This is a genomic window from Amycolatopsis pittospori (assembly GCF_013870525.1).
GTDB classification, from domain to species: domain Bacteria; phylum Actinomycetota; class Actinomycetes; order Mycobacteriales; family Pseudonocardiaceae; genus Amycolatopsis; species Amycolatopsis pittospori.
Genome location: NZ_JACBXD010000012.1, coordinates 24,511 through 47,845 on the forward strand (window position 1 = coordinate 24,511; position 23,335 = coordinate 47,845).

Genomic DNA, 23,335 nt, shown 5'->3' on the forward strand with positions numbered 1-23,335 from the left:
GGACGGATATGACCGCGCTCTTCGACCCCCGCGATCCCGCGGTGCGGACAGACCCGTACCCCATCTACCGTCGCCTGCGGGAGGCCGATCCCGTGCACCAGTCCCATTTCGGCTACTGGGTGCTCTCTCGCTACGCCGACGTGGACGCTGTGCTGCGCGCTCCGGGGGTGTCCAGCGAGTTCTACCGGAACCAGGTCTGGGCCGAGCGCCGGGGCGGACTGGACAGCCCGCTCGTCCGCAGCGTGCGGAGCTGGATGCTGATGCTGGACGGGCCGGCGCACCGGCGGATCCGCGGTGTACTCGGCAAAGTGTTCACCCGTGGCGCCGTCGAGCGGTTGCGGCCACGTGTGACCGCGGAGGCCGACCGCTTGCTCGACGCCATGGGCGAGGGCGAGATCGACTTGATCGAAAGCCTCGCCCTGCCGCTGCCGGTCACCGTGACCTGTGAACTGCTCGGCCTGCCCACCGACAACCGGGTCCAGTGCCGGAACTGGACCGAACAGATCAGCCGCGTGATCGACCCGTCGATCACGGCGGACGACGTCGCCGAGATGAACCGGGCGGAGACCGAGTTCCGCGAGTACGTCACCGGCGAGCTCGACCGGCGCAGGGCCTCGCCGACCGACGACATCCTGTCCCTGCTCGTGCACACCGAGACCGACGGCGTCCGCCTGACCGACCACGAGATCATCGCCAACGTGCTGTTCCTGTTCGTCGCGGGCCACGAGACCACGGTGAACCTGATCGGCAACGGGATGCTGGCGCTACTGCGCCACCCTGATCAGTTCCAGTCGCTGCGCGAGGACCCCGAGCTGATACCAGGCGCCGTCGAGGAGATCGCCCGGTACGACTCACCCGTGCAGATCGCCTCGAGGCTCTTGGACGACGAGGTCGTGCTCGACGACGCAGTACTGCCCGCGGGTGCCAAAGTGATGCTGTTGTTCGGGGCGGCGAACCGGGACCCGGCACGGTACAGCACCCCTGAGAGCCTGGACGTGACTCGCACCGGGATCAAGACGCTGGCCTTCAGCGGCGGCCCGCATTACTGCCTGGGCGCCGCCCTCGGCAAGATGGAAACCGCCGTGGTGCTGACGAAACTGCTGCGGCGCTACAGCAAGATGGAGCTGTCCAGCGAGGCACTCGACTGGCGGTCCAACGTGAGCTTCCGAGGTCTCCAGCGGCTCCCACTGCGGCTCCTCCGCTGACTCACATTCCGGGGACCGCGCCCTCGGAGTGTCTTCCCGAGCCGGTAAGGAACGACTACGACGTGAGTACCCCGCACGCCTTCCCCCTGGAACCCACGCTGATCCACGTGTCCGACGAGGTCCTCGACGACCTGCGCGTCCGTCTCGCGCTGACGCGGCCACCGCTGGACGAGGGGAACGAGGACTGGTCCTACGGCGTCCCCGCCGGCTATCTCGGTGAGCTGGTCGCCTACTGGCGGGACGGCTACGACTGGCGCAAGGCCGAGGCCGCCATCAACGCCTACGAGCACTACGAGGCCGACGTCGCCGGTGTCCCGGTGCACTTCCTGCGCAAGCCGGGCCGCGGCCCTCGCCCGATCCCGCTGATCCTCACCCACGGCTGGCCGTGGACGTTCTGGCATTGGTCGAAGGTGATCGACCCGCTCGCCGACCCGGCCGCCTTCGGTGGTGACCCCGCCGACGCGTTCGACGTGATCGTGCCGTCGCTGCCCGGTTTCGGGTTCCCCGGACCGCTCACCGGCTTCCCGGACGTCAACTTCTGGAAGGTCTCCGACCTCTGGCACACCCTGATGACCGAGACCCTGGGCTACGAGAAGTACGCCGCCGGCGGTTGCGACATCGGCGGGATCGTCTCCAGCCAGCTCGGCCACAAGTACGCCGACGAGCTGTACGGCATCCACATCGGATCCGGGCTGCCGCTCGACTTCTTCACCGGTCCCCGCGCCTGGGACTTCGCCCGGAACCGGCCCCTCACCGAGGACCAGCCCGCCGAGGTCCGCGCCCGCATCATCGAGCTGGACCACCGCATGGCCACCCACCTCACGGTGCACATGCTCGACGGCGCCACCCTGGCCCACGGGCTGAGCGATTCACCCGCCGGACTGCTCGGCTGGCTGCTGGAACGCTGGAACGCGTGGAGCGACAGCGGTGAAGACGTCGAGTCCGTCTTCACCAAGGACGACCTGCTCACCCACGCGACGATCTACTGGGTGAACAACTCCATCGCCACGTCGATGCGGTACTACGCCAACGCCAACCGCTACCCCTGGACTCCCGCTCACGACCGCACCCCGGTCGTGGAGGCCCCGGTCGGCCTCACCTTCGTCACCTACGAGAACCCACCCGGCGTCCACTCCGCCGACGAGCGAGTCCAGACGTTCAAGGCCGGCCCGCAAGCCGCCTGGTTCAACCACGTCAACGTCAACGCCCATGATCACGGCGGGCACTTCATCCCCTGGGAGAACCCCGACGCCTGGGTGAGCGACCTGCGCCGCACCTTTCACGGGCGGAGGCCCGCCTGAGCGCACCTGGGTGCCGGCGTCCCCTCGGGGTTCGGCTCACGACACCATGCCGCCGTCGACCCGCAGGACCGTGCCGGTCACGTAGGAGGACCGGTCGCTCAGCAGCCACGCGGCGGCCTCCGCGACCTCCTCGGGTTCGGCGACGCGACCCAGCGGGGTCTGGGCGTTGAGCCGTTCCAGGATGCCCGGCGAGCTTTCGACCCATTCGCTGAACATCTCGGTCAGCGTGGTGCCGGGCGCGACGGCGTTGATGCGGATCCCTTCCGGGCCATAGGTGACGGCGGCCGAGGCGGTGAGGCTGTTGACGCCTCGTTTCATCGCGCCGTACGCGGGGAGTTCGGGGTTGGCCATCAGACTGCCGACGCTGGTGTTGTTGACGATCGCCCCGCTCCCGGCGGTGGCCCGGATCGCGGCGATCTCGGCGAGCATCGCCAGCCACGGGCCTTTGAGGTTGACCGCGTAGATGTGGTCGAAATCGGCCTCGGTCACCTGATCCATCGGGCCGGGCGGCACGTTGGTCGCACCGTTGTTGAACGCGACGTCGAGCCTGCCGTGCAATTCCACGGCGTAGCCGACGGCGGCGCGCACGCTCGCGGCGTCACCCAGGTCGCACACCACGTGGTCCGCGACGCCACCTTCCGCGCGAATCTCCTCGGCGACGGCTTTCAGCTGGGACTCGGTCCGGGCGGCGAGTACCACCCGGGCGCCTTCCCGGGCGAACAACCGGGCGGCGGCGGCACCGATACCGCGCCCGGCACCGGTGATGAAGGCGACCTTGTCGTCCAGCAGGCCCGAAACAGTCGTTGTGTTGGTCATGCCACCGAGAGTTCACCGGCGCCGGCGGCCTATCCAGGCATCGGCGGTACCTGGCTGACGCGCCGCCATCGCGCACACTGGATGGGTGGACAAAGGACAACTGGCGGGTTTCCTGCGCAGCAGGCGCGAGCGGATCACCCCTGCCGACGTGGGCCTGCCCGCCGGGCCACGCCGCCGCACCCCGGGGCTGCGCCGCGAGGAGGTGGCGCAGCTGGCGTTCATCTCGACCGAGTACTACACGCGGCTGGAGCAGGCTCGCGGTCCCCGGCCCTCGCGCGAGGTGCTGGCCGGGCTGACCAGGGCGTTGCGCCTGTCGGACGCGGAACGCGATCACCTGCACCACCTCGCCGGCGCCCCGCCGGGACCGCCGCCCGGCCCGTCCCGGGAGGTCCGGCCGAGCATTCTCGCGCTGCTGCAGCGTCTTCCGCAGGCCGCGGCGATCGTGCTGTCCGCGACGTACGAGGTGATCGCCTGGAACGACCTCGCGGCGGCCCTGATGGAGGATTTCTCCGCACTGCCGCGACGCGACCGCAACCTCGTCCGCCGGACGTTCCTCGGGCCCCGCCCGGAAGGACGGCGGCTGTACGGGGTGTCCGACGTCGACGAGTTCTCCGCGAGCGCGGTCCGGAACCTGCGGGCCACCGCGGGCCGCTACCCCGACGATCCCGAGGTCACCGGGCTGATCCGCGAACTCGTCGACGGCAGCGAGGAGTTCGCCCGGCTGTGGTCCTCGCACGACGTCTGCGCCGTACCGACACTGTGCAAGACCTTCCAGCATCCCGTCGTCGGCCCGGTTTCGGTGAACTGCGACGTCCTCGACATCAGCGACCGGGATCAGCAGGTCGTGATCTACACCGCCGAACCCGGCAGCCGCTCCGAGGAGGCGCTACGGCTGCTCTCGGTCGTCGGGACGCAGCGAATGGACGTCCCGCTCTGAGCCGACCGGCGGGTTTGTAGGTTCCCTCGATCCCAGCGAGGAGACGTGGGGGTCGATCCGGAGTGCGGTCGCCAGTGCGAACCGGCCCGCCGGATCGTCGATCGTGCCGCCGAACAGCGTCCGCAACTGCCTGATCCGGTAGCGGACGGTCTGGACGTGGACGTGCAGTTCGCCCCCGATGGCCTGCGGCTGGTCAGGCCGCGCGAGCCACGCCGCGAGGGTCGCGGTGAGCCGTCGCCTCGCCGGTTCGGGCAGACCGGCCAGGGGAGCGAGGAGGTCCTTCGCGAACTCGGCGGCGAGTTCGGGGTCGGCGGTCAGCAGCAGGTCGATCCGGTGCTCGGTGGTGTGCACGATCGCGCCGTCGCCGAGTGCGCCGGTGCTGGTGAGGCGCCACAACGCACTCGCGCGGCGGGCGCTGAGCGCGGCCGAACGCAACGGCACGACCGGCCCGACCCCGGCCTGGTCGGTGCCGAGCAGATCCCGCAGGCGGCCGAGGTACCACTCGAACCGGTCGGCGGGCATGACCACGGCGGTGAGTTCGTCGTGACGGCCGATCAGTACGCGGCCCGGCATCCGGTCCAGCAACCGCGAGGCGACCTCGGCGCTGGTGACGGCGACCGCGAGCCGTCCGGGCAGCTCCCAAGCTGCCTGGCTCGCGGCGTCGTCGAGCACGTCGCGGGCGGCATCGGGTTCGGTGAGCAGGAGGCCGAGGAGCCGGTCCCGTCGTGCCTGTCCGGCCCGTGCCGCCTGTGATCGTGCTTCGGCGTAGCCGTCGGCGGCCGCGGCGGAGAGTTCCGCGATGAAGGCGAACAGCGCCTCGCCGAGTTCGACGATCGCCTGGGTCGGCAGGTCGACGGCCGGTGCCGCCGAGGTGAGCTGCCGCCAGACACCCAGCGCGGCCGACTGGTAGAAGCCGAGCATCTCCTCCAGGCTGCGGCCCGCGGTGTGCTGGGCGCGGCCCTGCGCCCGGTAGACCTCGCGGTCGGCGGTCGTGTCGGGATGGCCGATCTCGCTGAAGAAGGCGGCGAGGGCCACATCGAGGGTGATGTGGAGGTTCGCGGCGGTCCGGTCGTCCAGCGGGTTCCGGAGTCCGGCGTGGACCTGTTCCATGGCGGCGGACGCGATCGCGGCGATGTCCGGCTCCAGCCGGGTGAGCACCGAGGCGTCCAGCCGGCGCCATGGCTGTGCCGACGCCTTCGTCATAGAGGAAACCTACAAAACTCCCGACGAGAACGCGCGGCTGCGTTCTAGTGAATCACCCACCATCCGGCGGACGCTTTCCTCAGCATTCGACGACGCATGCAGGAGGCGGCAGTGACACGTTCTCGGACACGTTCTCGCTGGGGAAGATTCGCTCGTATCGCCGCGGTGGCGGGCACCGCATTGACCCTCGTCGGAATCGGGACGCCGGCCCTGGCGACGGAGCGCCAGGTGTACGTCGCGATGGGCGACTCGTTCTCGGCCGGATCCGTCGTCCTGCCGCAGTCCGATCTGCTCACCTGCGCCCGGTCCGCGATCAACTACGCGGGCCTGCTGGCGAAACAGCTCAAGGTCGACGTCCTGCGTGACGTCACCTGCGGGGCCGCGACCACGGCGAACTTCCCGAACCCGCAGAAGGGCATCATCTCCGGCACCAACCCACCGCAGTACGACGCGCTCTCCGCCGACACGACGCTGGTGACGGTGGGGATCGGCGGCAACGACATCGGACTGGTCGGGCTCGCCACGTCATGCGTGAACCTGCTGCCTGTGGGAGCGTCGTGCAAGGCGGCCAACACCGCGGGCGGCGTGGACAAGTACGCCACCAAGATCGACGCGTTCGCCGCCACCTACGGAACGGTCATCGAGCAGATCCGGCAGCGTGCCCCGCAGGCGAAGATCGTCATGGTCGGCTACCCGACGGGGATCAAGCCGGGCGGTTGCTGGCCGGTGGTCCCGGTGCTGCCGCAGGACGCCGACTACATCCAGGGCAACATCGACCGCCTCAACGCCCGGATGGCCGAACAGTCCGCCGCGCACGGCGCCTCCTACGTCGACATCCGGACACCGAGCATCGGCCACGACGCCTGTCAGCCGATCGGCGTCAAATGGATCGAGGGCCTGATCCCGTCGGTGGTGAACAACAGCTTCGCGCCGCTGCACCCGAACGCCGCCGGCCTCGCGGCCGTGGTGCCGAGCATCCGCAAGGTCCTGTAGCGAACGGTCTCGTGAGTGGTAAGGACGGTTAGGGCCAACCGCGTCTTAGGTACCTACGGTCGGGCGGGTTGGCGTGACTGGACGGACGTCACCTGGTGTCGTCCGTCTGATCACGGGCGTCGTCCGTCGGATCACATGTGCCGTCCACCCAGTCACGCGAAAGCACCGACCCGGCCCGGCTTGGTCGTGTGGTGAAGGCGGTGAGAGCCAACCGGGTCTGAGGTACCCATTGGGTTCTGGCTGCGGTGGGTCGTAGGTCCGGTCCGTGAAGGCCTCCTTCCCTACCCTGAAAGTAGGCAAGGAGGCCTTCACGGACTTCTGGGTCGTCAACGTGCACCAGCAGCGCGGGTGGCCAGGGCGCCGCGCCGTAGTCGGTCAGGGGTCTCGTGAGTGGTAAGGACGGTTAGAACCGTCCTTACCACTCACGAGACCCGAAGCGGTCCGTCAGGCGGTCGGCGACCAGTACAGAAGCCGGTTCGGGGAACCGGAGCCCGGGTTGGTCACCTTGTTCGGGGTGGCCGCGTTGATGAGCGCGGTGGCCACCTGGGCGGGCGTGGCGGTCTTGTTGTTCTGCAGGTAGCGGGCCGCGACGCCGACGACGTGCGGGGTCGCCATCGAGGTACCGCTGATGGTGTTGGTCGCGGTGTCACTGGTGCTCCACGACGACGTGATGCTCGTGCCCGGCGCGAAGATGTCCACCAGGTTGCCGTAGTTGGAGAAGCTGGAGCGCGCGTCGGTGTTGGTGGTCGAGCCGACGGTGATCGCCTGGGTCACGCGGGCGGGGGAGAAGCCCGAGGCGTTCGCGTTGGAATTCCCGGCGGCCACGCCGTAGGTGACGCCCGCGGCGATCGACCGGCGGACGGCGTCGTCGAGGGTGGTGGAGGCGCCGCCACCGAGGCTCATGTTGGCCGCGGCGGGCTTGACGTGATTCTTCGTGACCCAGTCGATGCCCGCGATGACGCCGGCGGTCGTGCCGGAGCCGGAGTTGTTGAGCACGCGGACGCCGTAGACGGTGGCGCCCTTGGCGATGCCGTACTGCGAACCGGCGATCGTTCCCGCGACGTGGGTGCCGTGGCCGTTGCCGTCCTGGGCGACGGCGTCGTTGTCGACGAAGTCGTAGCCGTTACGGGCGCGCCCGCCGAAGGTCTGGTGGCTGATCCGCACGCCGGTGTCGATGACGTAGACGTTCACGCCGGCGCCGGTCGAGGTGTAGCTGTAGCGCTGGTCCAGCGGAAGGTTGCGCTGGTCGACGCGGTCGAGACCCCAGGACGGCGGGTTGACCTGCGTCGCGTCGGCGCGCACGACCTGGTTCTGTTCGACGGATACGACCGACGGGTCGGCGGCGAGCCGCTTGGCCTGCTTCTCCGACAGCGACGCGGAGAAGCCCTTGAGCGAGGTGCTGTAGACCTGCTCCACCTTCGCACCGAAACGGTTCGCCAGCGCGCCCACGACGCCGGAGTCCTTCAGCGTGACGATGTAGCTGTTCGGAATCGCTTCGGGTGATCCCGCGGCGAGGATCGTGCCCTCGGCGGCTTGCGCGGGAGCGGCGGTCACGGTGATCGCCACAGCGAACGCGCTCGCCAGACCGGCTCCGGTCAGCCAACGCGGTTGTCTCATCTCTCGCATGCGTTCGTCCTGTCATTCGCAGGGGACCGGCCGGTCAAGACCACAGCGGCGGAAAGACGGTCCAGCTCGACCGCATGGGACGGCACCTGCCGGATCCCACGAAGATCGAGGTTATTGAGCGTTTGACATGTCCGATATCGGCTGAATGGGGCAGGGTCCGACCTTCGTCTGGCGGCCATTGGCGGCGGGTGCCCTGCACGGAAAGTGCACTCCGGCCCCTCCGTACCCTGTCGGTGGAACACCTCTCGACCGTCTGGAGCCCGAATCCCCGTGCCAGCCCTTTCGAGCCTGCGAGCCGACTGCGAAAACTGCTTCGGCCTGTGCTGTGTCGTCCCGGCCTTCGCGGCGTCGGCCGATTTCGCGATCACCAAACCGGCGGGTCAGGCGTGCCCGAACCTGGGTGAGGACTCGCGGTGCGGCATCCACGACAAGCTCCGCAAGAAGGGCTTCACCGGCTGCACGGTCTACGACTGCTTCGGCGCCGGTCAGAAGGTCTCGCAGATCACCTTCGAGGGCGAGGACTGGCGAAAGACCCCGAAGACCGCGAAGTCGATGTTCGCGGTCTTCCCGGTGATGCGGGATCTGCAGGAACTGCTCTACTACCTCACCGAGGCGGCCGCGCTGCCGACGTCCGCGCCGATCCGCGACGACCTGGCCGAGATGGTCGACCGGACCGAGCGGATGACCCTCGACAAACCCGAAGTGCTCCGGAAACTGGACGTCCACGCACATCGGGGCGCGGTCAACGGCCTGCTGCTGCGGTCCAGCGAACTCGCCCGCGCCGAGGTGCCGGGCAAGAAGAAGGACCGGCGCGGTGCCGACCTCATCGGCGCGAAGCTCAAGGGCTCGAATCTGAAGGGTGCGCTCCTGCGCGGGGCCTACCTGATCGGCGCGGACCTGCGAGGCGCCGATCTGCGGCGAGCGGACGTCATCGGGGCCGACCTGCGCAACGCCGACATCCGGGGCGCGGACCTGCGCGACGCCCTCTTCCTCATCCAGTCGCAGCTGGACGCGGCGAAGGGCGACGCGACGACGAAGCTCCCGGAAACGGTGTCCCGCTCCGCACACTGGTAGTCCGTCTATCCCTTGTGGACGATCTCCTGCTGCCAGCCGGCCCGCGGCTGGGTGTGCAGCCGCCAGTAGTGCTCGGCGATGTCGTCGGGGTCGAACGGCGTGCCTTTCGCGACCGGTCCGGCGACGGTCACCGTGGCGACGTGCACCCCTGATGGGCCGAATTCCGTGTCCAGCAAGGAAACCAGCGCCCGCACCCCGGCTTTGCCGAGCGAAAGGCTCGTGTAGGCCGGTACCGCGTCGGGCATCCCGCCGGTGACGATGACCGTGCCCGAACCGCGTTCGGCCATTCCCGGCGCGACATGCGCCGCGGTGGTGATCGCGCCGACGACGTTGACCGACCACGCCGCGAGATGCCGCTCCACGGACAGCTCGCCGGGGGTGTCGGCCTGGATGATCGCGGCGTTGTAGACCACGACGTCGGGCTCGCCGTGCTCGCGCGCGGCGGTGTCGAGGGCGGCCTTGAGGGCTTTCTCGTCGGTGACGTCGGCGGTGAGCGCCAGGGCGGTCCCGATCTCGGCGGCCAGCGGGTCGAGGGTCGCCGCGCCGCGGGCGATCAGGGTGATCGGCAGCCCTTCCCGGGCGAACCGGAGTGCGACCGAGCGGCCGATGCCCGGACCCGCGCCGATGATCACTGCGCCTGCCATGTCTGCTCCTTCGAAGTCGGTTGCGGCCGACCGTAAGCCCTGACATCGATGTGAGGGTCAAGTCGCGTTTCGTCCTCTGAATGCGGTCCTTGCACACGCAAGTACCGCATTCAGAGGACGAAACGCGGGTGTGCCGAAAGTGTTCACGAGGTGAGCGGTTTGGCTGCCAGACTGGGGCTTATGCGTGCCGATCGCCTGGTGGCCACCCTCCTGCTGATGCAGGCCCGTGGCCGCGTCACGGCCTCCGAACTGGCCGAGGAGCTCGAGATCTCGGTCGCCACGGCCCGCCGCGACCTCGAAGCGCTGTCCGCGGCGGGTGTGCCGGTGTATCCACAGCCGGGACGCGGCGGAGGATGGTCGCTGGTCGGCGGCGCCCGGACCGACCTCAGCGGCCTGTCGGCGACCGAGGCCCAGGCGTTGTTCCTGCTCGCGGGCCCGGCGGCGTCGATCTCACCCGAGGTCAAATCGGCGCTGCGGAAACTGGTGCGAGCCCTTCCGGACACCTTCCGTGCCGACGCCCAGGCCGCGGCGGACGCGGTCGTCATCGATCCGTCCCGCTGGGGCGAGCGGGAGAAGGAACGGCCCGAACTGCTCACCGTGCTGCAGGCCGGCATCGTCCGCCGCCGCAAAGTCCGCTTCGGCTACGCGAAGAAGGGTGCCGAACCGGTCGAGCGGGTCGTGGATCCGTGGGGGCTCGTGGACAAGGACGACATCTGGTACCTCATCGCGGGTACCGAGAAGGGCCAGCGCACCTTCCGGGTGGACCGCATGTCCGACGCCGAGGTGAGTGACCTGCCCGCCGCCCGGCCGGACGACTTCGAGTTGTCGCAGGCGTGGGAGCAGGTCGTCGACCAGGTCGAGCGGCGCCGCTCGGGACTCGACGCGACGGTGCTCATCGCCGAACGGCACCTCCCGATCCTGCAGGACCACTTCGGACGGCAGTCCGTGGTCGAGGAGACGCTCGACGACGGGCGCGTGCGGGTGACGGTGTCGGCGCCGGTGGCGTGGATGATCGCCCAACAGCTGGCCGGCTGGGGTTCGATGATCGAGGTGCTGGGACCGCCGTCGGTCCAGCGGGAACTCGCGCGGATCGGCGCGGAACTGGTCGAGCGTTACGCGACCCCGGTGGGATGACCCACGCGGTCAGGACTGGTCCAGGGCCCGTTCGATCGCGCGGCGGGCCCGGTCCGCGGCCGCCCGGTCGTGCTGGAGTTGCAGGGCCGCGTTCAGCGCCAGACCGGCGGCGACGATCTCGAACAATGCCTGGTCGACGTCGAACCCTGCGGGTAGCTCGCCGCTCTCCACCGCCGCGGTCAGATCCTCACGCAGCCGCTCCCGCCAGCGGGACCACACCTCGGCCACCGCGTCGCGGACCCGGCCGGGGCGCCCGTCGTACTCGGTGAGTGCGGCGGTCATCAGGCAGCCGCCGGGCAGCAGCGGGTTTTCCAAGTAGTTCACGGAGTTGGCGCACACCGCGCGCAGCCGCCGCAGACCAGGCGGCTCGTTCAGCGCGGGCTCGACCACCCGGTGCCAGAAGTCCACGAACGCCTTGTCCAATGTGGAGATCTGCAGTGTCTCCTTGGTGCCGAAGTGCTTGTGCACCCCGGATTTGCTCATCTCCAGCTCTTCGGCGAGCCGGCCGATGGTGATGCCGTCGAGTCCTTCTTCGGAGGCGATCTCGGCGGCACGGTCGAGGATCCGCCCTTTGGTGGCCTGTGCTTCGGCCGCTGACCGTCGAGGTGACATGTGACGAGGATAGCGTACGCACGTTCGCTATTGATTTATCGAACGGTCGTACGCTAACTTTCGCGGCAGTCACGAGGACGAAGGAGTGCGAGATGCGGGTGCGACGACTGGGCTGGGCCGGACTGGAGATCGAGGCGCTCGGCGAGCGACTGGTGATCGACTACGTACGAGACCTCTCGCCACTGTTCACGGGTTGGAAGCCCGGCGAGAGCCTGGCGGTGCCGGGCGAGAAGGTCGCCGTCGCCCTGGTCACCCACCTCCACCGGGACCACGCCGACGCGTCCGCGCTCGCGGACGTGCTGATGCCGGGGGCACCGGTGCTGCGGCCCGCACCCGGCCACGGCGATGACGTGGACAACGTGACGACCCTGCCGGCCGAGCGCGAACTGATCGAGTATCGGCTGGCCGTCGAAGTCGTGGACACGTGGTCGACCCGCGAGGTCGGACCGTTCCGCATCACCGCGGTCCCCGCCGTCGACGGGCTGGGCGACCCGCAGCTGAACTGGGTGGTGCAGGCCGACGGGCAGCGGGTCTTCCACGGCGGCGACACGATGTTCCACGGCTATTGGTGGCTCGTCGCGCGCCGATTCAGTCCGTTCGACGCGGTGTTCCTGCCCGCCAATGGCGCGGTGGTCGACGCGCCGCATCTGCGGCCGCCGAGTCCGTTGCCCGCCGCGATGGACCCGAGGCAGGCGGCCGCGGCCGCGGAGATCCTCGACGCCCGGTACGCGGTGCCGATGCACTACGAGGCGGAGCAGCCGGACAAGATCGCGGGCTACGTCGAGGTCGTCGACCCGGAGAACGAGTTCCGTGCGCACGCTGGACGGCGCGCGCAAGTCCTGCCCGTCGGGGAATGGCTCGACCTGACCGAATCCGAGCTTTACGCCACCCCGGTCCGGTAGCCCTGCGGGCTCACCCCGTGCTCGCGTTTGAACGCGGTGCTCAGCGCGAACGAACTGCCGTAGCCGACCTGCCGTGCGACCGCGCCGATCGTGACGTCCGGTTGCTGGCGCAGCAGATCCGCGGCGAGCGCGATACGCCAGCTCGCGAGGTAGGCCATCGGCGGCTCGCCCACCGCCGAGGTGAACCGCCGCGCGAAGGCGGCCCGGGAGACGCCGGTGTCGGCCGCGAGACTCGCCACCGTCCACGGTTCGGAAGGCCTGTGCTGCAACAGTTTCAGCGCGCGCCCGACGACGGGGTCGCTATGCGCGCGGTACCAGGCGGGTGCCGCGGCGTCGGGCCTGTCGAACCACGTGCGCAGCGCGGCGACCAGGAGCAGGTCCAGTAGCCGGTCCAGGACGGCTTCCTGCCCGGGTGAGTCCTTGACGATCTCGCCGGCGAGCAGCGGAACGAGCGGGTTCTCCCAGTCCTCGTCCCGCACGACCAGCAGTGACGGCAGCGCGTTGAGGAGCCGTTTGCTGATCTCGCCTTCCAGCGGGTAGGTGCCGGTGAGCAGTACGACGGGACCGTCCGGGTCGTCGCCCCAGGTGCGGACGCCGAGGTCGGACAGCTCGGTGAGGTGTTGCCCGTCCGGTGTCAGGCATTCCTGTCCGGGAAGGATCATCGCCTGCGGCGGCGTGGCCGGGTCGTCGGCGACGAGATACGGGTCCGGTCCGCGCGCGATGGCGATGTCGCCGGTGCCGAGGTGGACGGCGTCACCGTGATCGGGCACGACCCAGGACTCGCCGCGCACCTGCGCCATCACCGTCAGCGGCGCCTCGTCCTCGATGCGCAGGGACCACGGCGGGGTCATGACCGATTTCAGCAGGAACGCTCCGCGGGCGCGGGGTCCGTCGAGCAGTCCGGCAAGGGGATCCATACCGTCGAGTGTAGACGATGAAACATGGAACAGAGCCTTTCAACTATGTTCCGTCTCATTCCGAGGCGCTTGACTAAGGCCATGACGAACACGAAGAACAACGAGACGGTGCTGGTTCTGGGCGCGACGGGCAAGACCGGTCGCAGGGTGGCGCAGCGGCTGACCGACCAGGGGATCGAGGTCCGGAAGGCCTCGCGGCCCGGCTTCGACTGGGACGACCGGTCGACCTGGACGGCCGCGGTCACCGGGATCAGCTCGGCGTACCTGACCTACTACCCCGACCTCGCCTTCCCCGGAGCGGCCGAAGCGATCCGGGACTTCTCGAAGCTCGCCGTGGAGCACGGGGTACGGCGACTGGTCCTGCTTTCCGGTCGCGGCGAGGAGGAGGCCGTGGTCAGCGAGCAGGGTGTGCGGGACTCCGGTGCCGAGTGGACGGTCGTGCGGGCCAGCTGGTTCGCACAGAACTTCAGCGAGCACTTCCTGCTGGAACCGGTCCTCGCCGGTGAGATCGTGCTTCCCGCGGGGCAGGTGACCGAGCCGTTCATCGACGTCGAGGACATCGTCGACGTCGTCGTGACGGCACTGACCACCGACGGCCACGGCGGCCGGGTCTACGAGCTGACCGGACCGCGGTTGCTGAGTTTCACCGACGTGGCCGCGGAAATCAGTAAGGCTTCGGGGCGGGATGTCCAGTATGTTCCGGTTTCCGCGGCGGAGTTCGCGGCGGGCGCGGCCGAACAGGGCGTGCCCGAGGAGGAGATCGAGGGCCTGACCGACCTGTTCACCCGCATCCTCGACGGCCGGAACGAATCGCTGACCGGTGACGTCGAGAAGGTGCTGGGCAGGCCCGCGAGGGACTTCTCCGAGTACGCCACGAAGGCCGCGGCGTCCGGGGTCTGGAATCGATGAAACGAACGGGAATCGGAAGGGAGGCGACAGGGATGTCGACGCTGAGCGAGATCGTCCTGATCGCGGCCGTCATCGCGGCGGGGTTGATCGCGGGGCTGTTCTACGCCTACACCTGCTCGGTCATGCCGGGGCTGGCACGGGCCGACGCCCGGACCTATGTGACCGGGATGCGGGAGATCAACGTCGCGATCCTCAATGGCTGGTTCGCGTTGAGCTTCGGCGGCGCGCCGCTGCTGGCCGCGGTGGCGGCGGCACTGCACTTCCGGTCGGAGCTGCGGTCCGCGCTGCCGTGGATCATCGCGGGATTCGTCCTGCTGCTGGTGATGCTGATCGTGACGATGGCGGTGAACGTGCCGCTGAACAACGCGCTCGAAGCCGGATTCGACGGCGACAACACCGACTTCGAGGCCTTGCGGGCGAAGTTCGAGGGTGTCTGGGAGCGCTGGAACCTGGTGCGGACACTGGCGGGGATCGGTGGCTTCGGCGCTCTGGTGGGCGGGCTGATCGCGCACGTCCGCGCCTGATCCCGCGAGTGTCATGAAAGGGTCTTTCAGGACGAGAACGTCTTGAGAGACCCTTTCATGACATCCCGGGAGCCTCAGACGCCGAAGGCCTCGCGAAGCCGCGTGACGAAAGCTTCGGCGTCGGAGGCGAAACCGCCGTGGTCGCCCGGGAAGTAGGTCAGTTTCACTCCGAGCTTCCCGGCGGCGAGGACGGCGGCCTCATGCGCGGGCTGCCCGGCCGAGGTCTCGCCGACGCCGACGACGATCCGGGTCCCGGACGCCCGCAGGCTCTCGTAGTCCGGTGTGAAGTCCCCGATCGCCTTCATCAGGTGGACGATGAAGAACTCGAAGTTGCTGGTCGCCTCGGGAGGAAAACCGCCTTCGGGCGCCTCGAAGCCGGCGTCGGCCATGAACTTCCCGATCGCCGCCTCGATGCCGTGTTCGCGGTGGAGGTGCAGTAGTTCGTCCGGGTCGACGTCGGGCTGTTCGGGCAGCAGCGTCGTCAACGGCGGTTCGTGCGCGACGAGCGTCCGCACCCGGCCGGGATGGCGGGCGACGAGGTCGAAGGCCTGCATGCAGCCGCCGCTGGAGGCGAAGATCAGCGCGGGTTCGGTGCCCACGCTGTCGAGCAGGCGCAGCGCGTCGCCGGCGTGGACCTCGATCCGTTGCTCTTCGCCCGCGTCGTCGAGGGGGCTGCGGGAGATACCGCGTGGGTCGTAGGTGACCACGGTGTAGTGCTCCGCGAGCGGCCCCGCGATCTGGGCGAACATGCCGGAATCGGCCGCACCGCCGGGAACGCACAGCAGGACGGGACCGCTGCCGGTGACGGTGTGGTGCAACCGGGCGCCGGGGACGACGAGGGTGGCCATGATGACCCCTTTCTTCGCGGACTTGTCGCCCACCCGACGAACGGCGTCTTCAGGGACAGACATCCCGTTCTCAGGAGATTTCGGCGAGCTTTCCCGACAGGTAGGCGCGCTCGGCGTCGGTGCCGGTGAGCGTGAGCGCCTCGCGGTAGGCCTCGGCCGCCTCGCTGAACCGGTCGAGGCGTCGCAGCAGGTCGGCGCGGGTCGCGGGCAGCAGGTGGTAACCGGGAAGACTGCCGTCCGCGGTGAGCTTGTCGACCAGTTCGAGTCCGGCTTCGGGGCCCTCGGACATCGCGACGGCGACAGCGCGGTTGAGCTCGACGACCGGTGAGGGCACGAAGCGCAGCAGTTCCCCGTAGAGGGCCGCGATCTGTGCCCAGTCGGTGTCGGAGGCGTGCGCCGCCGTCGCGTGACAGGCGGCGATGGCGGCCTGGATCTGATACTGCCCCGGGACACCTTGGCGGAGCGCGGTTTCCAGCAGTTCGGTGCCTTGGGCGATCTCGGTGGCGTTCCAGCCGCCGCGGTCCTGGGCTTCGAGCGAGACAAGCGTGCCGTCGCCGTCGACCCGGGTCGCGCGGCGGGCATCGTGCAGGAGCAGCAGCGCCAGCAGCCCGAGGACCTCCGGCTCGCCGGGCATGAGTTCGGCGAGGACGCGGGTGAGGCGGATGGCCTCGGCGGACAGGTCCGGGCGCAACAGGTCGGTGCCGGCACTGGCCGAGTAGCCCTCGTTGAACAGCAGGTACAGCATGCCGAGCACGGCGGCCGTGCGTTCGGGCAGCAGATCGGCGGGCGGGACGCGGTACGGGATGCCCGCGGTGCGGATCTTCCGTTTCACCCGGACCAGGCGTTGCGACATGGTCGCTTCGGACACCAGGAACGCGCGGGCGATCTCGGCGGTGGTGAGCCCGGCCAGCGTCCGCAGCGCGAGCGCGACCTGGCCTTCCATCGGCAGGGCGGGGTGGCAGCAGGTGAAGATCAGCCGGAGCCTGTCGTCGTGGACACCGCTCTCGTCCCATTCCGGTTCCGCGGCCGCGGTGAGTTCCGCGGCCTCCCGCAGTTTCTCCGCGCCGACGGCCTCCCGCCGGATGCGGTCGGTGGCACGGTTGCGGGCGGTGGTGGTGAGCCAGGCGCCGGGTTTCGCGGGGATGCCGTCGCGCGGCCAGGTGCGCAGCGCGAGGGCGAACGCCTCCTGGAGGCATTCCTCGGCCAGGTCCCAGTCGCCGGTGACCCGGATCAGGGTCGCGATCACCTGTCCCGACTCCTCACGGAAGGCCCGGGTGATCGCGGCGTCGAGGTCGGTGGTCACCGGAGGAGTCCTTCGAGCAGCGGAACCGTCTTCTCCGGTGACGGATACGAGGCGACCTCGTCCCGCAACCGGCCGGCCGAGGCCCGGTAGGACGGGTCCCGCAGCACCGCGGACACGGCGTCGCGGACGTCGGCCGGGGTCGCTTCGATGACGTCGAGGACCGTGCCGAGCCCGAGTTCGGTGACACGGTCGCCGTTGTGCGGCTGGTCGGCGCCCATCGGCAGCAGCACCATCGGCAGCCCGTGCGTGATCGCGCCGAGCACGCTGCCCGAGCCGCCGTGGGTGAGGACGGCGTCGCAGTAGGGCAGGACGTCGTCCTGGGGCAGGTAGTTCGCGAGGTGGATGTGCTCCGGCTGCGGGCCGAATTCGGCGGGGTCGATGAGGTTCCCGACGGTCACCACACAGGTCGCGTCGACCTCCCGCAGGCCGGCCAGCACCCGCGTGAACAGGTCGCCGGACTCGGTGTTGAAGATCGTGCCGAGGGTGAAGTAGACGGCCGGGCGCCCTTCGACGTACCAGCCCGGCACAGGTCCGCGGCCGGGGACGGGCGTATGGAAGGACTGTGTCGTGGGCGGCAGCGGGAACCGGGGATCGCGGAAGCTCTCGGGGAACGGTGACAGCACGAGATGGCGGTAGGCCGTTTCGAGATTTCGTTGCGGGGGAAGGGCGTAGGCCGCCCGGACCTCGTTGAGCGCGTCGTCGACCAGGTCGGGACGGATGAGCGCGCCGGCGGCGATGACCAGGACGGTGGCGTGGGGGAGACCGAGCTTTTCCGCGACGATCATCGGCCCGTGATCGGCCTCGTCGCACACCAGGAGATCCGGCGCCCAGGTCTCGCACAGGGCCAGGACGTCCTCGGCGCGCCGAGGTGCGGTGCGGCGAACGAAACCGTCGCGGAAGTCGGCGTCCTCGCGGTCCCTGTCGACGGGAAGCAGCGGACGCCGTTCGCCGTCGCTGCCGAGGTCGGGACCCGAGGGGAACGCGGTGAATCCGGCCGCCGTGATGAGCGGGACCATCATCGGCTCGCCGGTGAACGCGATCGTGTGGCCCGCGGCGGCGAGCGCCTGGGCGATCGGGAGGAGCGGGCGGAAATGGCCGTTGCCGCCGGCGAAGGTGAACAAGACACGCACGGAAACGACCCTATCGGCGGGACCAACCGTTTTCCCGGCGTTGCCCCGCTTCCCACCCCAACGCGCAGCGCTACCCTGCTGCGGTGATCGATACGGACGCCGACGAGGTCCGGCTGTGCGCGCTGGAAGGCTGCGAGAATCCCTTGCCCCCGCCCGCCGTGGACGCCGACGGGAAACGCAAGGGCGGGCGGCCCTCGGCCTACTGCAGTAAGACGCATGCCGACGCCGCGTCGCGGGCCCGGCGGGCCGCCGCCGTGGCCAGCGTGGCGGATCCGCTGCTCGAGGTCCGCCGGATCGCCGACGAGTTCACGCCCACGGCGGCGTCGCTGGTGGAATTGCTGGACGCGATGCGGGCGAGGTTCGACGACGCCGCGGAAGCCGCGCTGGGCCGGGTCACCGAAGCCGAGAACGAGGCCGCGACCGCACGGCGTGAGGCCGAGGACGCCCAGCAGGCGGCGGCGAAGGCCGACACCGCGCGCGCGACCGCGCTGGCCGCGTCCCGGGACGACAAGATGGCCAAGGCCAAGGCGGAACGCACCGCCGAACAGGCCTTGAAGGACGCCGAAGAGACCAGGCAGCGCTCCTGGACCGAAGTCGCCGCGCACGAACGGGCCCGGGGTGCCGCGGAAGCCGCGACCGTCGCGGCGGAACGCGCCCGCGACGCACTGGTCGCCGATCTCCGGACACTGCGCGAGGATTTCGCGACCCTGCGGGCGGAGAAGACGAAGCTGACAGCGGACCTGGGCGAGCGCGACACGGCACTGGCCCGCGCGGTCGCGGAACTCGAAGCGCTGCTGGACCGGCTGGACGAGGCGAAGGCCCGCGTCACGGTGTCCGAAAAGGACTGTGCCGCCGCACGGGAGGAATCCGCCGGGCTGCGCGGCGAGCTGGACCGTGTCCGGGCGTCGTTCGCGGAAGAGCGCACGGCCCGGAGCCTCGCCGAGGCACGAGCGACGGCGCTGGGCGAGGAGGTCGAGCGGGCGCAGGCCCGCGCGGCCGCCGATCAGGCGCGGTACGACGACGTCGTCCGGCAGTTGGCCGAACTCGCCCGTCCCCCCGCTGCCGAGGACAAGCCCGCGGACTGGGATTCATCGGCTCAAGACGCCGATACGAGCGTGTCGTAGTAAACTTGTTTCACCGCGTGACGACGGGGTGGTACCTGGATACCGGCCAGGTACCACCCCGTCGGTTCACTGCCGTCAGTGGCAGTAGGCGAGAATCGTCAGCGAGCTCCACATCGCCATGGTGTTCGACGTCTGCAGGCTCTGCAGCTTGAGAACCGCGGCCATTTCCTTCACCTCCTCCGGATTCCTCGTAGGGTCAAGCGTTGGTCAGTGGCAGTAGCCGAAGACGCTCGCCGAGCTCCACATCGGGGTGTCGCTCTGCATCTCCAGCGCCTGCAGCTTGAGAACTGCGGTCATGATGTTCACGTCCTCTCAGTGGCAGTAGGCGAGAATCGTCAGCGAGCTCCACAGCGCGATCGTGTTCGACGTCTGCAGGCTCTGCAGCTTGAGAACCGCGGCCATCTCCTTCACCTCCTTCTTCGATCAACGGACAGGGCGGCACCGGCCGCCGCCGGTTTCTCACGCCGGCGGCCGGGCAGACCAGGGAACACGGATCCGCCGTGGCGGACCGTGTGCACGGCGGTCAGCACACCGGCGGCGCCGGTGGCGAGGTCCATGGACAGTCGCAGAAGCTGGTCGCCGGCCACGCCGGTGCCACCGGGCGCGGGTACGGCGTGACGCAGGAGCGTCGGCAGGTCGCCGGCCGTGCCTGCCACCGTGATCAGCCCGGCCCGGCCGGTGAACAGCCCGGCGTGGACATTCCAAGGCGGAACCCGGCAGCCTGCCAGGAGTCCTTCGCGGGCCAAGGCCAGCATGGCGTCCGCCCGGTGCTCGAGCAGTGCCTCGACGGCCAGGGCCACCCCGGCGCTGCCGTCGGCCAGATAGGGCAGCAGCCTGCTGCCGTCGTTGACATGCAGTGCTCCTTGGGCATCCGGCTCGCAGCGGGCGAGGTCGCCTTGCAGGGCGACCGCCGCGGCGTCGAGCCAGGACGTGTCACCGGTCGCTTCGTAGAGCCGGGTGAACGCGAGGCTGATTCCGGAGAAACCTCTGAGCAGACCCGGAATCTGTGGTGCGAACGGGCTGTCGAGCGCGTCCCGGAGCCGGAGTCCGTCTCGTATCGCGCTTTCCGTCTGCTCGGAATCGCCCGTCCAGTCCGCGAAATCGAGCTTGCCCAGCACCAGACCGGCGAGGCCGCCGGCGAGATGGCAAACGGTCAACGGCCGGTCCGGCTTCCGGCTCAGCAGGTCCAGCGCCGCGTCCCGCGCACCCAGCCGGTACAGCGCCCACGCGACACCGAGCCGCCCGTTCAGGAAGCCAGGGCCCTGGTGATGCCCGGTCAGCGCGTGATCCACCAGCCAGCCGACATGCTCGTCGGGTACCGGCTGCCCGGTCAGGTGCAACGCGTACAGCACACCCGCCGCGCCGTGTGCCAAGCCAAGGCCGGCACCGGGAAGCTGCATCGCGTCCCCCGGGTACAACCGATCGTCGCGTTCGAGGGTGGCGCTAGCGGTGATGGCGGAGCCGATCGAGCGGCAGACCGACTCCCACGAGCGTCCGTCCATCGTGGTTTCGGCCGGGGTGACCTCGGGGATCGCGTCCTGGAAGCGCAACGCGCTCGCGATCCGGGCCACGAGTCCGTTCGGCAACGAGAATTCACGCCGGGCGTGGACGAGCAAGTCTTGGAAGCAGCCGGGATCGAGTTCACCCATCGCGGTCAGCGGCAGGAAGCCGAACAGCGCCACGCAGGCGAACGCGTACTCGTCGGCGGCGACCGGCGCGAGCCCCGGCGGGGGACGGAACCCCGGCGCCGCCATCGCCGCGCGCGTCCCCGACTCGACGGTCGACGCCGCTTCGAAGTCGATCAGGCACAGCCGCCCATCCGGCCGGATGAGCACATTCTGCGGATGGACGTCACCGAACGCGAAACCGCGGGTGTGCAGCGTGGCGAGGATGCCCGCGAGCTCGTCGAGCACGGGCAGCGCCCAGCGCACGAACGCGGCACGGTCGTCGTCGTCGCCATCGGCACGCAGCAGCGGGTTCCGGCGGGTCAGCTCCTGGTACAGCGTGGGTCCCTCGACCAGCTCCATCGCCAGGAAGTGGTGTTCCCACGAGGTGAAGTACTCGTGGACTCGCGGCACGAACCCGGTGTCGGCCAGTTCGGTGAGCAGTTCGTGCTCGTGGATCAGCCGGGTGACGGCGTCGCGGCCGAGCGCGTCGAGTCCGGCGTGCGGGCGCGCTTCCTTGACCACCACGGCCAAGCCGTCGCCGCGCCGGGTTCCTTTGTACACACCGCCGCCGTTGGAGAAATGCAGGGCCTCGGTGATCTCGTAGGGCAGCTCGGCGGAGGCTTGTTCGTCGAGCGCGGCCATCCGCTTCGCCAGGAACTCCGGCACGACCGCCCACGGCGGTGGCGCGAACACCGGCAGCCGGAGATCCGGTACCGGCGTGCCGTCCGGCGCCTCGATGGACGGGACAGGCACCCCGTCGTCGTCGAGGGTGAACGTGCCGATGAAGCCGCCGTAGCGGACGAAGACCGGGGAATCACCCCAGCGCAGGTCGCTGAGCACGTACGGGCCTTCACGATCGGCGAGCAGCGTGGCCAAGTCGGCGAGAATCCGCTCGGTCGCCGAGTCGTCGGCGGGGTAGAGCGTGAGGACCTTTCCGCTCGACGCGCGAGGGGCGTACTTCGCGTTCGTCAGCCGGACCGCGAACTCACTTCGGAGGAACTTCAGGGCCACTCCGTGGCGCAGGCAGTAGGCGAGGACGTCCTCGATCGTCTTCTCCGCCTCGTCCAGCCGGGCGGTGACGTGGATTTTCCAGCCCTGCCGCGGAATCTTCGTCTCCGGGGCGAACGAGACCCACAGTCCTTCCTCGGCACGGCGCCAGCCTTCCGGCGGCGGCACGGCGGCGACGGTGTAGAGCTCGTCCTCGGTGCGGCTGGGGTCGTCGTAGAACATCGGGTTCGCCACACTCGCCAACGCGTAGCGTTCGAGGGAGGTCATTCAGGGCTCCAGGTGGACGAGGACCGTGTTCGGGCAGCGGACGACGGCCTGATCGGTGTAGCCGGGAGTGCCGGCGAGCGCGACGTTCGGGAAGAGCCGCTCGAGACGGCCGATCGCTGTGCGGATCACCACTTTGGCCAGCAGCGCGCCGAGGCAGGAGTGCACGCCCCAGCCGAACGCGACGTGCGGGTTCGGTCGTCTGCCGAGCAGGAGCTGGTCCGGGTCGGTGAACCGGTCCTCGTCCCGGTTGGCCGACCCGAGCATGGCGAGGACCAGATCACCGCGGCGCAGGCTGAACCCGTGGAAATCGAGGTCGTCCCGGCACATCCTGCCGAGTGCCTGCACGGGACCGCTGAACCGCAGCAGCTCTTCGACCGCGATGTCCTCGTCCCAATCGATCAGCCTGCTCGCGTGTGCCTGAAGGGTGACGAACGCGTTGGCCGCGGCGCTCGCCACGGACATGTAGCCGGGGGAGAGCAGCAGCCGGAAGCTGTGCACGGCGACGTCGCGCTCCACCCCCGCCTCGCGGTAGTGCCTGGCGACGTGGGCGATGATGCCGTGCTTGCCGGGGGCCCGCATGCAGCGGTCGACGATCCCGCTGAGCGCGGCCCGCGAGCTGATCGCGGCCGCCTGGCGCGCCTTGTCGAAGACGCCGTCCATGCTGGCCGCCATCGCCTCGGCGGCCAGCGCGACGGCGGTGCGGTGCGTTTCGGGAATACCGACGAGTTCCGTTATCGCGTGCAACGCGAGGGGTTTGAAGTAGTCGGCCAGCAGGTCGACCGGGCGGCGTCCGGCCAGACCGGTCAGCCTCGACGCGGCGAAGGCGTTCAGACCCGCGGTGAGGGAATCGAGATCTCGCGCACGGTACGCGGCGGTGAACAGACCACGCAGCGCGTGGTGTTCCGGCGGATCCATCGTCTGCAGGGTGTAGCTGGTGGCGGGCACCGGCACGCCGGCGTGTGCCGGGTCGGAGGTGAACCTCGTGCTGTCGCGCAGCACTTCCACGCAGTCACCGTAGCGGGTCACCAGCCAGGCACCGCTGGCCTCGTCCCAGTACACCGGCGCGTCGCGGCGCAGGTGTGCGTAGGCCGGGTACGGGTCCGCGAGCGCGGATTCGGAAAGAAAGTCGACTTCGACCGCTGACACGCCATCGCCTGCCATGGAATTCCCCCGGTTTCGTTCCGCGATTAG

General features: G+C 69.6%; 21 protein-coding genes. 10 read left to right on the top strand and 11 right to left on the bottom strand.

Features of this window, described 5'->3' with window-relative positions:
- Nucleotides 1-8 precede the first annotated feature (8 nt).
- Entirely contained in the window at nt 9-1,205 is a 1,197-nt protein-coding gene (locus tag H5J31_RS09180; protein WP_181772051.1) for a cytochrome P450, read from the top strand.
- 62 nt (nt 1,206-1,267) lie between these two features.
- Nucleotides 1,268-2,506: an epoxide hydrolase family protein gene (locus H5J31_RS09185; RefSeq protein ID WP_181772052.1), complete on the top strand. Its 1,239-nt coding sequence runs from the start codon at nt 1,268-1,270 to the stop codon at nt 2,504-2,506.
- Between the two features lie 36 nt (nt 2,507-2,542).
- Here the strand turns inward: H5J31_RS09185 and H5J31_RS09190 are convergent, their stop codons facing one another.
- Nucleotides 2,543-3,322 carry an SDR family NAD(P)-dependent oxidoreductase gene (locus H5J31_RS09190; protein ID WP_181772053.1) on the bottom strand — a complete coding sequence of 260 codons (780 nt, stop codon included), beginning with the start codon at nt 3,320-3,322 and terminating at the stop codon, nt 2,543-2,545.
- Between the two features lie 85 nt (nt 3,323-3,407).
- On the opposite strand from H5J31_RS09190, the gene H5J31_RS09195 reads away from it, so the two are divergent.
- Nucleotides 3,408-4,259 carry a helix-turn-helix transcriptional regulator gene (locus H5J31_RS09195; RefSeq protein WP_181772054.1) on the top strand — a complete coding sequence of 284 codons (852 nt, stop codon included), beginning with the start codon at nt 3,408-3,410 and terminating at the stop codon, nt 4,257-4,259.
- On the opposite strand, the gene H5J31_RS09200 is transcribed toward H5J31_RS09195, so the two are convergent.
- Nucleotides 4,209-5,462 carry a helix-turn-helix domain-containing protein gene (locus H5J31_RS09200; protein ID WP_181772055.1) on the bottom strand — a complete coding sequence of 418 codons (1,254 nt, stop codon included), beginning with the start codon at nt 5,460-5,462 and terminating at the stop codon, nt 4,209-4,211. The genes H5J31_RS09195 and H5J31_RS09200 overlap by 51 nt on opposite strands.
- Nucleotides 5,463-5,627: 165 nt before the next feature.
- Between H5J31_RS09200 and H5J31_RS09205 the strand changes: the two genes are divergently transcribed.
- On the top strand, nt 5,628-6,455 hold the full coding sequence (locus tag H5J31_RS09205) for an SGNH/GDSL hydrolase family protein (protein ID WP_181772056.1): 828 nt from the start codon (nt 5,628-5,630) through the stop codon (nt 6,453-6,455).
- 444 nt (nt 6,456-6,899) lie between these two features.
- Here the strand turns inward: H5J31_RS09205 and H5J31_RS09210 are convergent, their stop codons facing one another.
- Complete coding sequence (locus tag H5J31_RS09210) at nt 6,900-8,081, bottom strand: S8 family peptidase (RefSeq protein WP_181772057.1); 1,182 nt, start codon at nt 8,079-8,081, stop codon at nt 6,900-6,902.
- 270 nt (nt 8,082-8,351) lie between these two features.
- Here H5J31_RS09210 and H5J31_RS09215 point away from each other — a divergent pair, with 270 nt between their 5' ends.
- Complete coding sequence (locus tag H5J31_RS09215; protein WP_181772058.1) at nt 8,352-9,155, top strand: pentapeptide repeat-containing protein; 804 nt, start codon at nt 8,352-8,354, stop codon at nt 9,153-9,155.
- Nucleotides 9,156-9,160: 5 nt separating this feature from the next.
- Here H5J31_RS09215 and H5J31_RS09220 read toward each other — a convergent pair whose 3' ends face one another.
- A complete protein-coding gene (locus H5J31_RS09220) occupies nt 9,161-9,799 on the bottom strand; it encodes an SDR family NAD(P)-dependent oxidoreductase (protein ID WP_181772059.1) in 639 nt (212 codons plus the stop codon).
- Nucleotides 9,800-9,979: 180 nt separating this feature from the next.
- Here H5J31_RS09220 and H5J31_RS09225 point away from each other — a divergent pair, with 180 nt between their 5' ends.
- On the top strand, nt 9,980-10,933 hold the full coding sequence (locus H5J31_RS09225; RefSeq protein WP_181772060.1) for a helix-turn-helix transcriptional regulator: 954 nt from the start codon (nt 9,980-9,982) through the stop codon (nt 10,931-10,933).
- 9 nt (nt 10,934-10,942) lie between these two features.
- Here H5J31_RS09225 and H5J31_RS09230 read toward each other — a convergent pair whose 3' ends face one another.
- Nucleotides 10,943-11,545, bottom strand: coding sequence for a TetR/AcrR family transcriptional regulator (locus tag H5J31_RS09230; RefSeq protein ID WP_181772061.1), 603 nt, complete (start codon nt 11,543-11,545; stop codon nt 10,943-10,945).
- Between the two features lie 92 nt (nt 11,546-11,637).
- Here H5J31_RS09230 and H5J31_RS09235 point away from each other — a divergent pair, with 92 nt between their 5' ends.
- Nucleotides 11,638-12,447 (top strand): MBL fold metallo-hydrolase, encoded by an 810-nt coding sequence (locus tag H5J31_RS09235; protein ID WP_181772062.1) that lies wholly within the window; start codon nt 11,638-11,640, stop codon nt 12,445-12,447.
- On the opposite strand, the gene H5J31_RS09240 is transcribed toward H5J31_RS09235, so the two are convergent.
- Nucleotides 12,426-13,364, bottom strand: coding sequence for an AraC family transcriptional regulator (locus H5J31_RS09240; RefSeq protein ID WP_181772063.1), 939 nt, complete (start codon nt 13,362-13,364; stop codon nt 12,426-12,428). The two genes, H5J31_RS09235 and H5J31_RS09240, sit on opposite strands and share 22 nt — an antisense overlap.
- An 81-nt stretch (nt 13,365-13,445) precedes the next feature.
- On the opposite strand from H5J31_RS09240, the gene H5J31_RS09245 reads away from it, so the two are divergent.
- Both H5J31_RS09245 and H5J31_RS09250 read left to right on the top strand, forming a co-directional pair.
- Complete coding sequence (locus tag H5J31_RS09245; protein ID WP_181772064.1) at nt 13,446-14,273, top strand: Rossmann-fold NAD(P)-binding domain-containing protein; 828 nt, start codon at nt 13,446-13,448, stop codon at nt 14,271-14,273.
- A gap of 32 nt (nt 14,274-14,305) precedes the next feature.
- Nucleotides 14,306-14,797, top strand: coding sequence for an anthrone oxygenase family protein (locus tag H5J31_RS09250; protein ID WP_181772065.1), 492 nt, complete (start codon nt 14,306-14,308; stop codon nt 14,795-14,797).
- A 74-nt stretch (nt 14,798-14,871) separates the two neighbouring features.
- Here H5J31_RS09250 and H5J31_RS09255 read toward each other — a convergent pair whose 3' ends face one another.
- The 3 genes from H5J31_RS09255 to H5J31_RS09265 all read right to left on the bottom strand — a co-directional run bounded on the left by H5J31_RS09255 (nt 14,872) and on the right by H5J31_RS09265 (nt 18,078).
- The gene (locus H5J31_RS09255) at nt 14,872-15,645 is read right to left on the bottom strand and encodes an alpha/beta fold hydrolase (RefSeq protein ID WP_181772066.1); all 774 of its coding nucleotides are present in this window, start codon (nt 15,643-15,645) and stop codon (nt 14,872-14,874) included.
- A gap of 70 nt (nt 15,646-15,715) precedes the next feature.
- Entirely contained in the window at nt 15,716-16,948 is a 1,233-nt protein-coding gene (locus H5J31_RS09260) for an RNA polymerase sigma factor (RefSeq protein WP_181772067.1), read from the bottom strand.
- A complete protein-coding gene (locus H5J31_RS09265; RefSeq protein WP_181772068.1) occupies nt 16,945-18,078 on the bottom strand; it encodes a glycosyltransferase in 1,134 nt (377 codons plus the stop codon). Before H5J31_RS09265 ends, H5J31_RS09260 begins: the two co-directional genes overlap by 4 nt.
- Before the next feature lie 83 nt (nt 18,079-18,161).
- Between H5J31_RS09265 and H5J31_RS09270 the strand changes: the two genes are divergently transcribed.
- Nucleotides 18,162-19,202, top strand: a complete 1,041-nt coding sequence (locus H5J31_RS09270) for a coiled-coil domain-containing protein (protein WP_181772069.1) — start codon at nt 18,162-18,164, stop codon at nt 19,200-19,202.
- Between the two features lie 407 nt (nt 19,203-19,609).
- Here the strand turns inward: H5J31_RS09270 and lanKC are convergent, their stop codons facing one another.
- Together lanKC and H5J31_RS40400 are read right to left on the bottom strand one after the other, a co-directional pair.
- Nucleotides 19,610-22,144, bottom strand: coding sequence for a class III lanthionine synthetase LanKC (gene lanKC, locus H5J31_RS09275; protein ID WP_181772070.1), 2,535 nt, complete (start codon nt 22,142-22,144; stop codon nt 19,610-19,612).
- Nucleotides 22,145-23,290, bottom strand: coding sequence for a cytochrome P450 (locus tag H5J31_RS40400; protein WP_181772071.1), 1,146 nt, complete (start codon nt 23,288-23,290; stop codon nt 22,145-22,147).
- Nucleotides 23,291-23,335 lie beyond the last annotated feature (45 nt).

Excerpts from the sequence above, each read along its gene's own strand:
- H5J31_RS09240 (WP_181772063.1), bottom strand. The coding sequence starts at position 13,364 with ATGGATCCCCTTGCCGGACTGCTCGACGGACCCCGCGCCCGCGGAGCG.
- H5J31_RS09245 (WP_181772064.1), top strand. The coding sequence starts at position 13,446 with ATGACGAACACGAAGAACAACGAGACGGTGCTGGTTCTGGGCGCGACG.
- H5J31_RS09200 (WP_181772055.1), bottom strand. The coding sequence starts at position 5,462 with ATGACGAAGGCGTCGGCACAGCCATGGCGCCGGCTGGACGCCTCGGTG.
- H5J31_RS09220 (WP_181772059.1), bottom strand. The coding sequence starts at position 9,799 with ATGGCAGGCGCAGTGATCATCGGCGCGGGTCCGGGCATCGGCCGCTCG.
- H5J31_RS09225 (WP_181772060.1), top strand. The coding sequence starts at position 9,980 with ATGCGTGCCGATCGCCTGGTGGCCACCCTCCTGCTGATGCAGGCCCGT.
- H5J31_RS09190 (WP_181772053.1), bottom strand. The coding sequence starts at position 3,322 with ATGACCAACACAACGACTGTTTCGGGCCTGCTGGACGACAAGGTCGCC.
- lanKC (WP_181772070.1), bottom strand. The coding sequence starts at position 22,144 with ATGACCTCCCTCGAACGCTACGCGTTGGCGAGTGTGGCGAACCCGATG.
- H5J31_RS09180 (WP_181772051.1), top strand. The coding sequence starts at position 9 with ATGACCGCGCTCTTCGACCCCCGCGATCCCGCGGTGCGGACAGACCCG.
- H5J31_RS09210 (WP_181772057.1), bottom strand. The coding sequence starts at position 8,081 with ATGCGAGAGATGAGACAACCGCGTTGGCTGACCGGAGCCGGTCTGGCG.
- H5J31_RS09230 (WP_181772061.1), bottom strand. The coding sequence starts at position 11,545 with ATGTCACCTCGACGGTCAGCGGCCGAAGCACAGGCCACCAAAGGGCGG.
- H5J31_RS09250 (WP_181772065.1), top strand. The coding sequence starts at position 14,306 with ATGTCGACGCTGAGCGAGATCGTCCTGATCGCGGCCGTCATCGCGGCG.
- H5J31_RS09255 (WP_181772066.1), bottom strand. The coding sequence starts at position 15,645 with ATGGCCACCCTCGTCGTCCCCGGCGCCCGGTTGCACCACACCGTCACC.
- H5J31_RS09235 (WP_181772062.1), top strand. The coding sequence starts at position 11,638 with ATGCGGGTGCGACGACTGGGCTGGGCCGGACTGGAGATCGAGGCGCTC.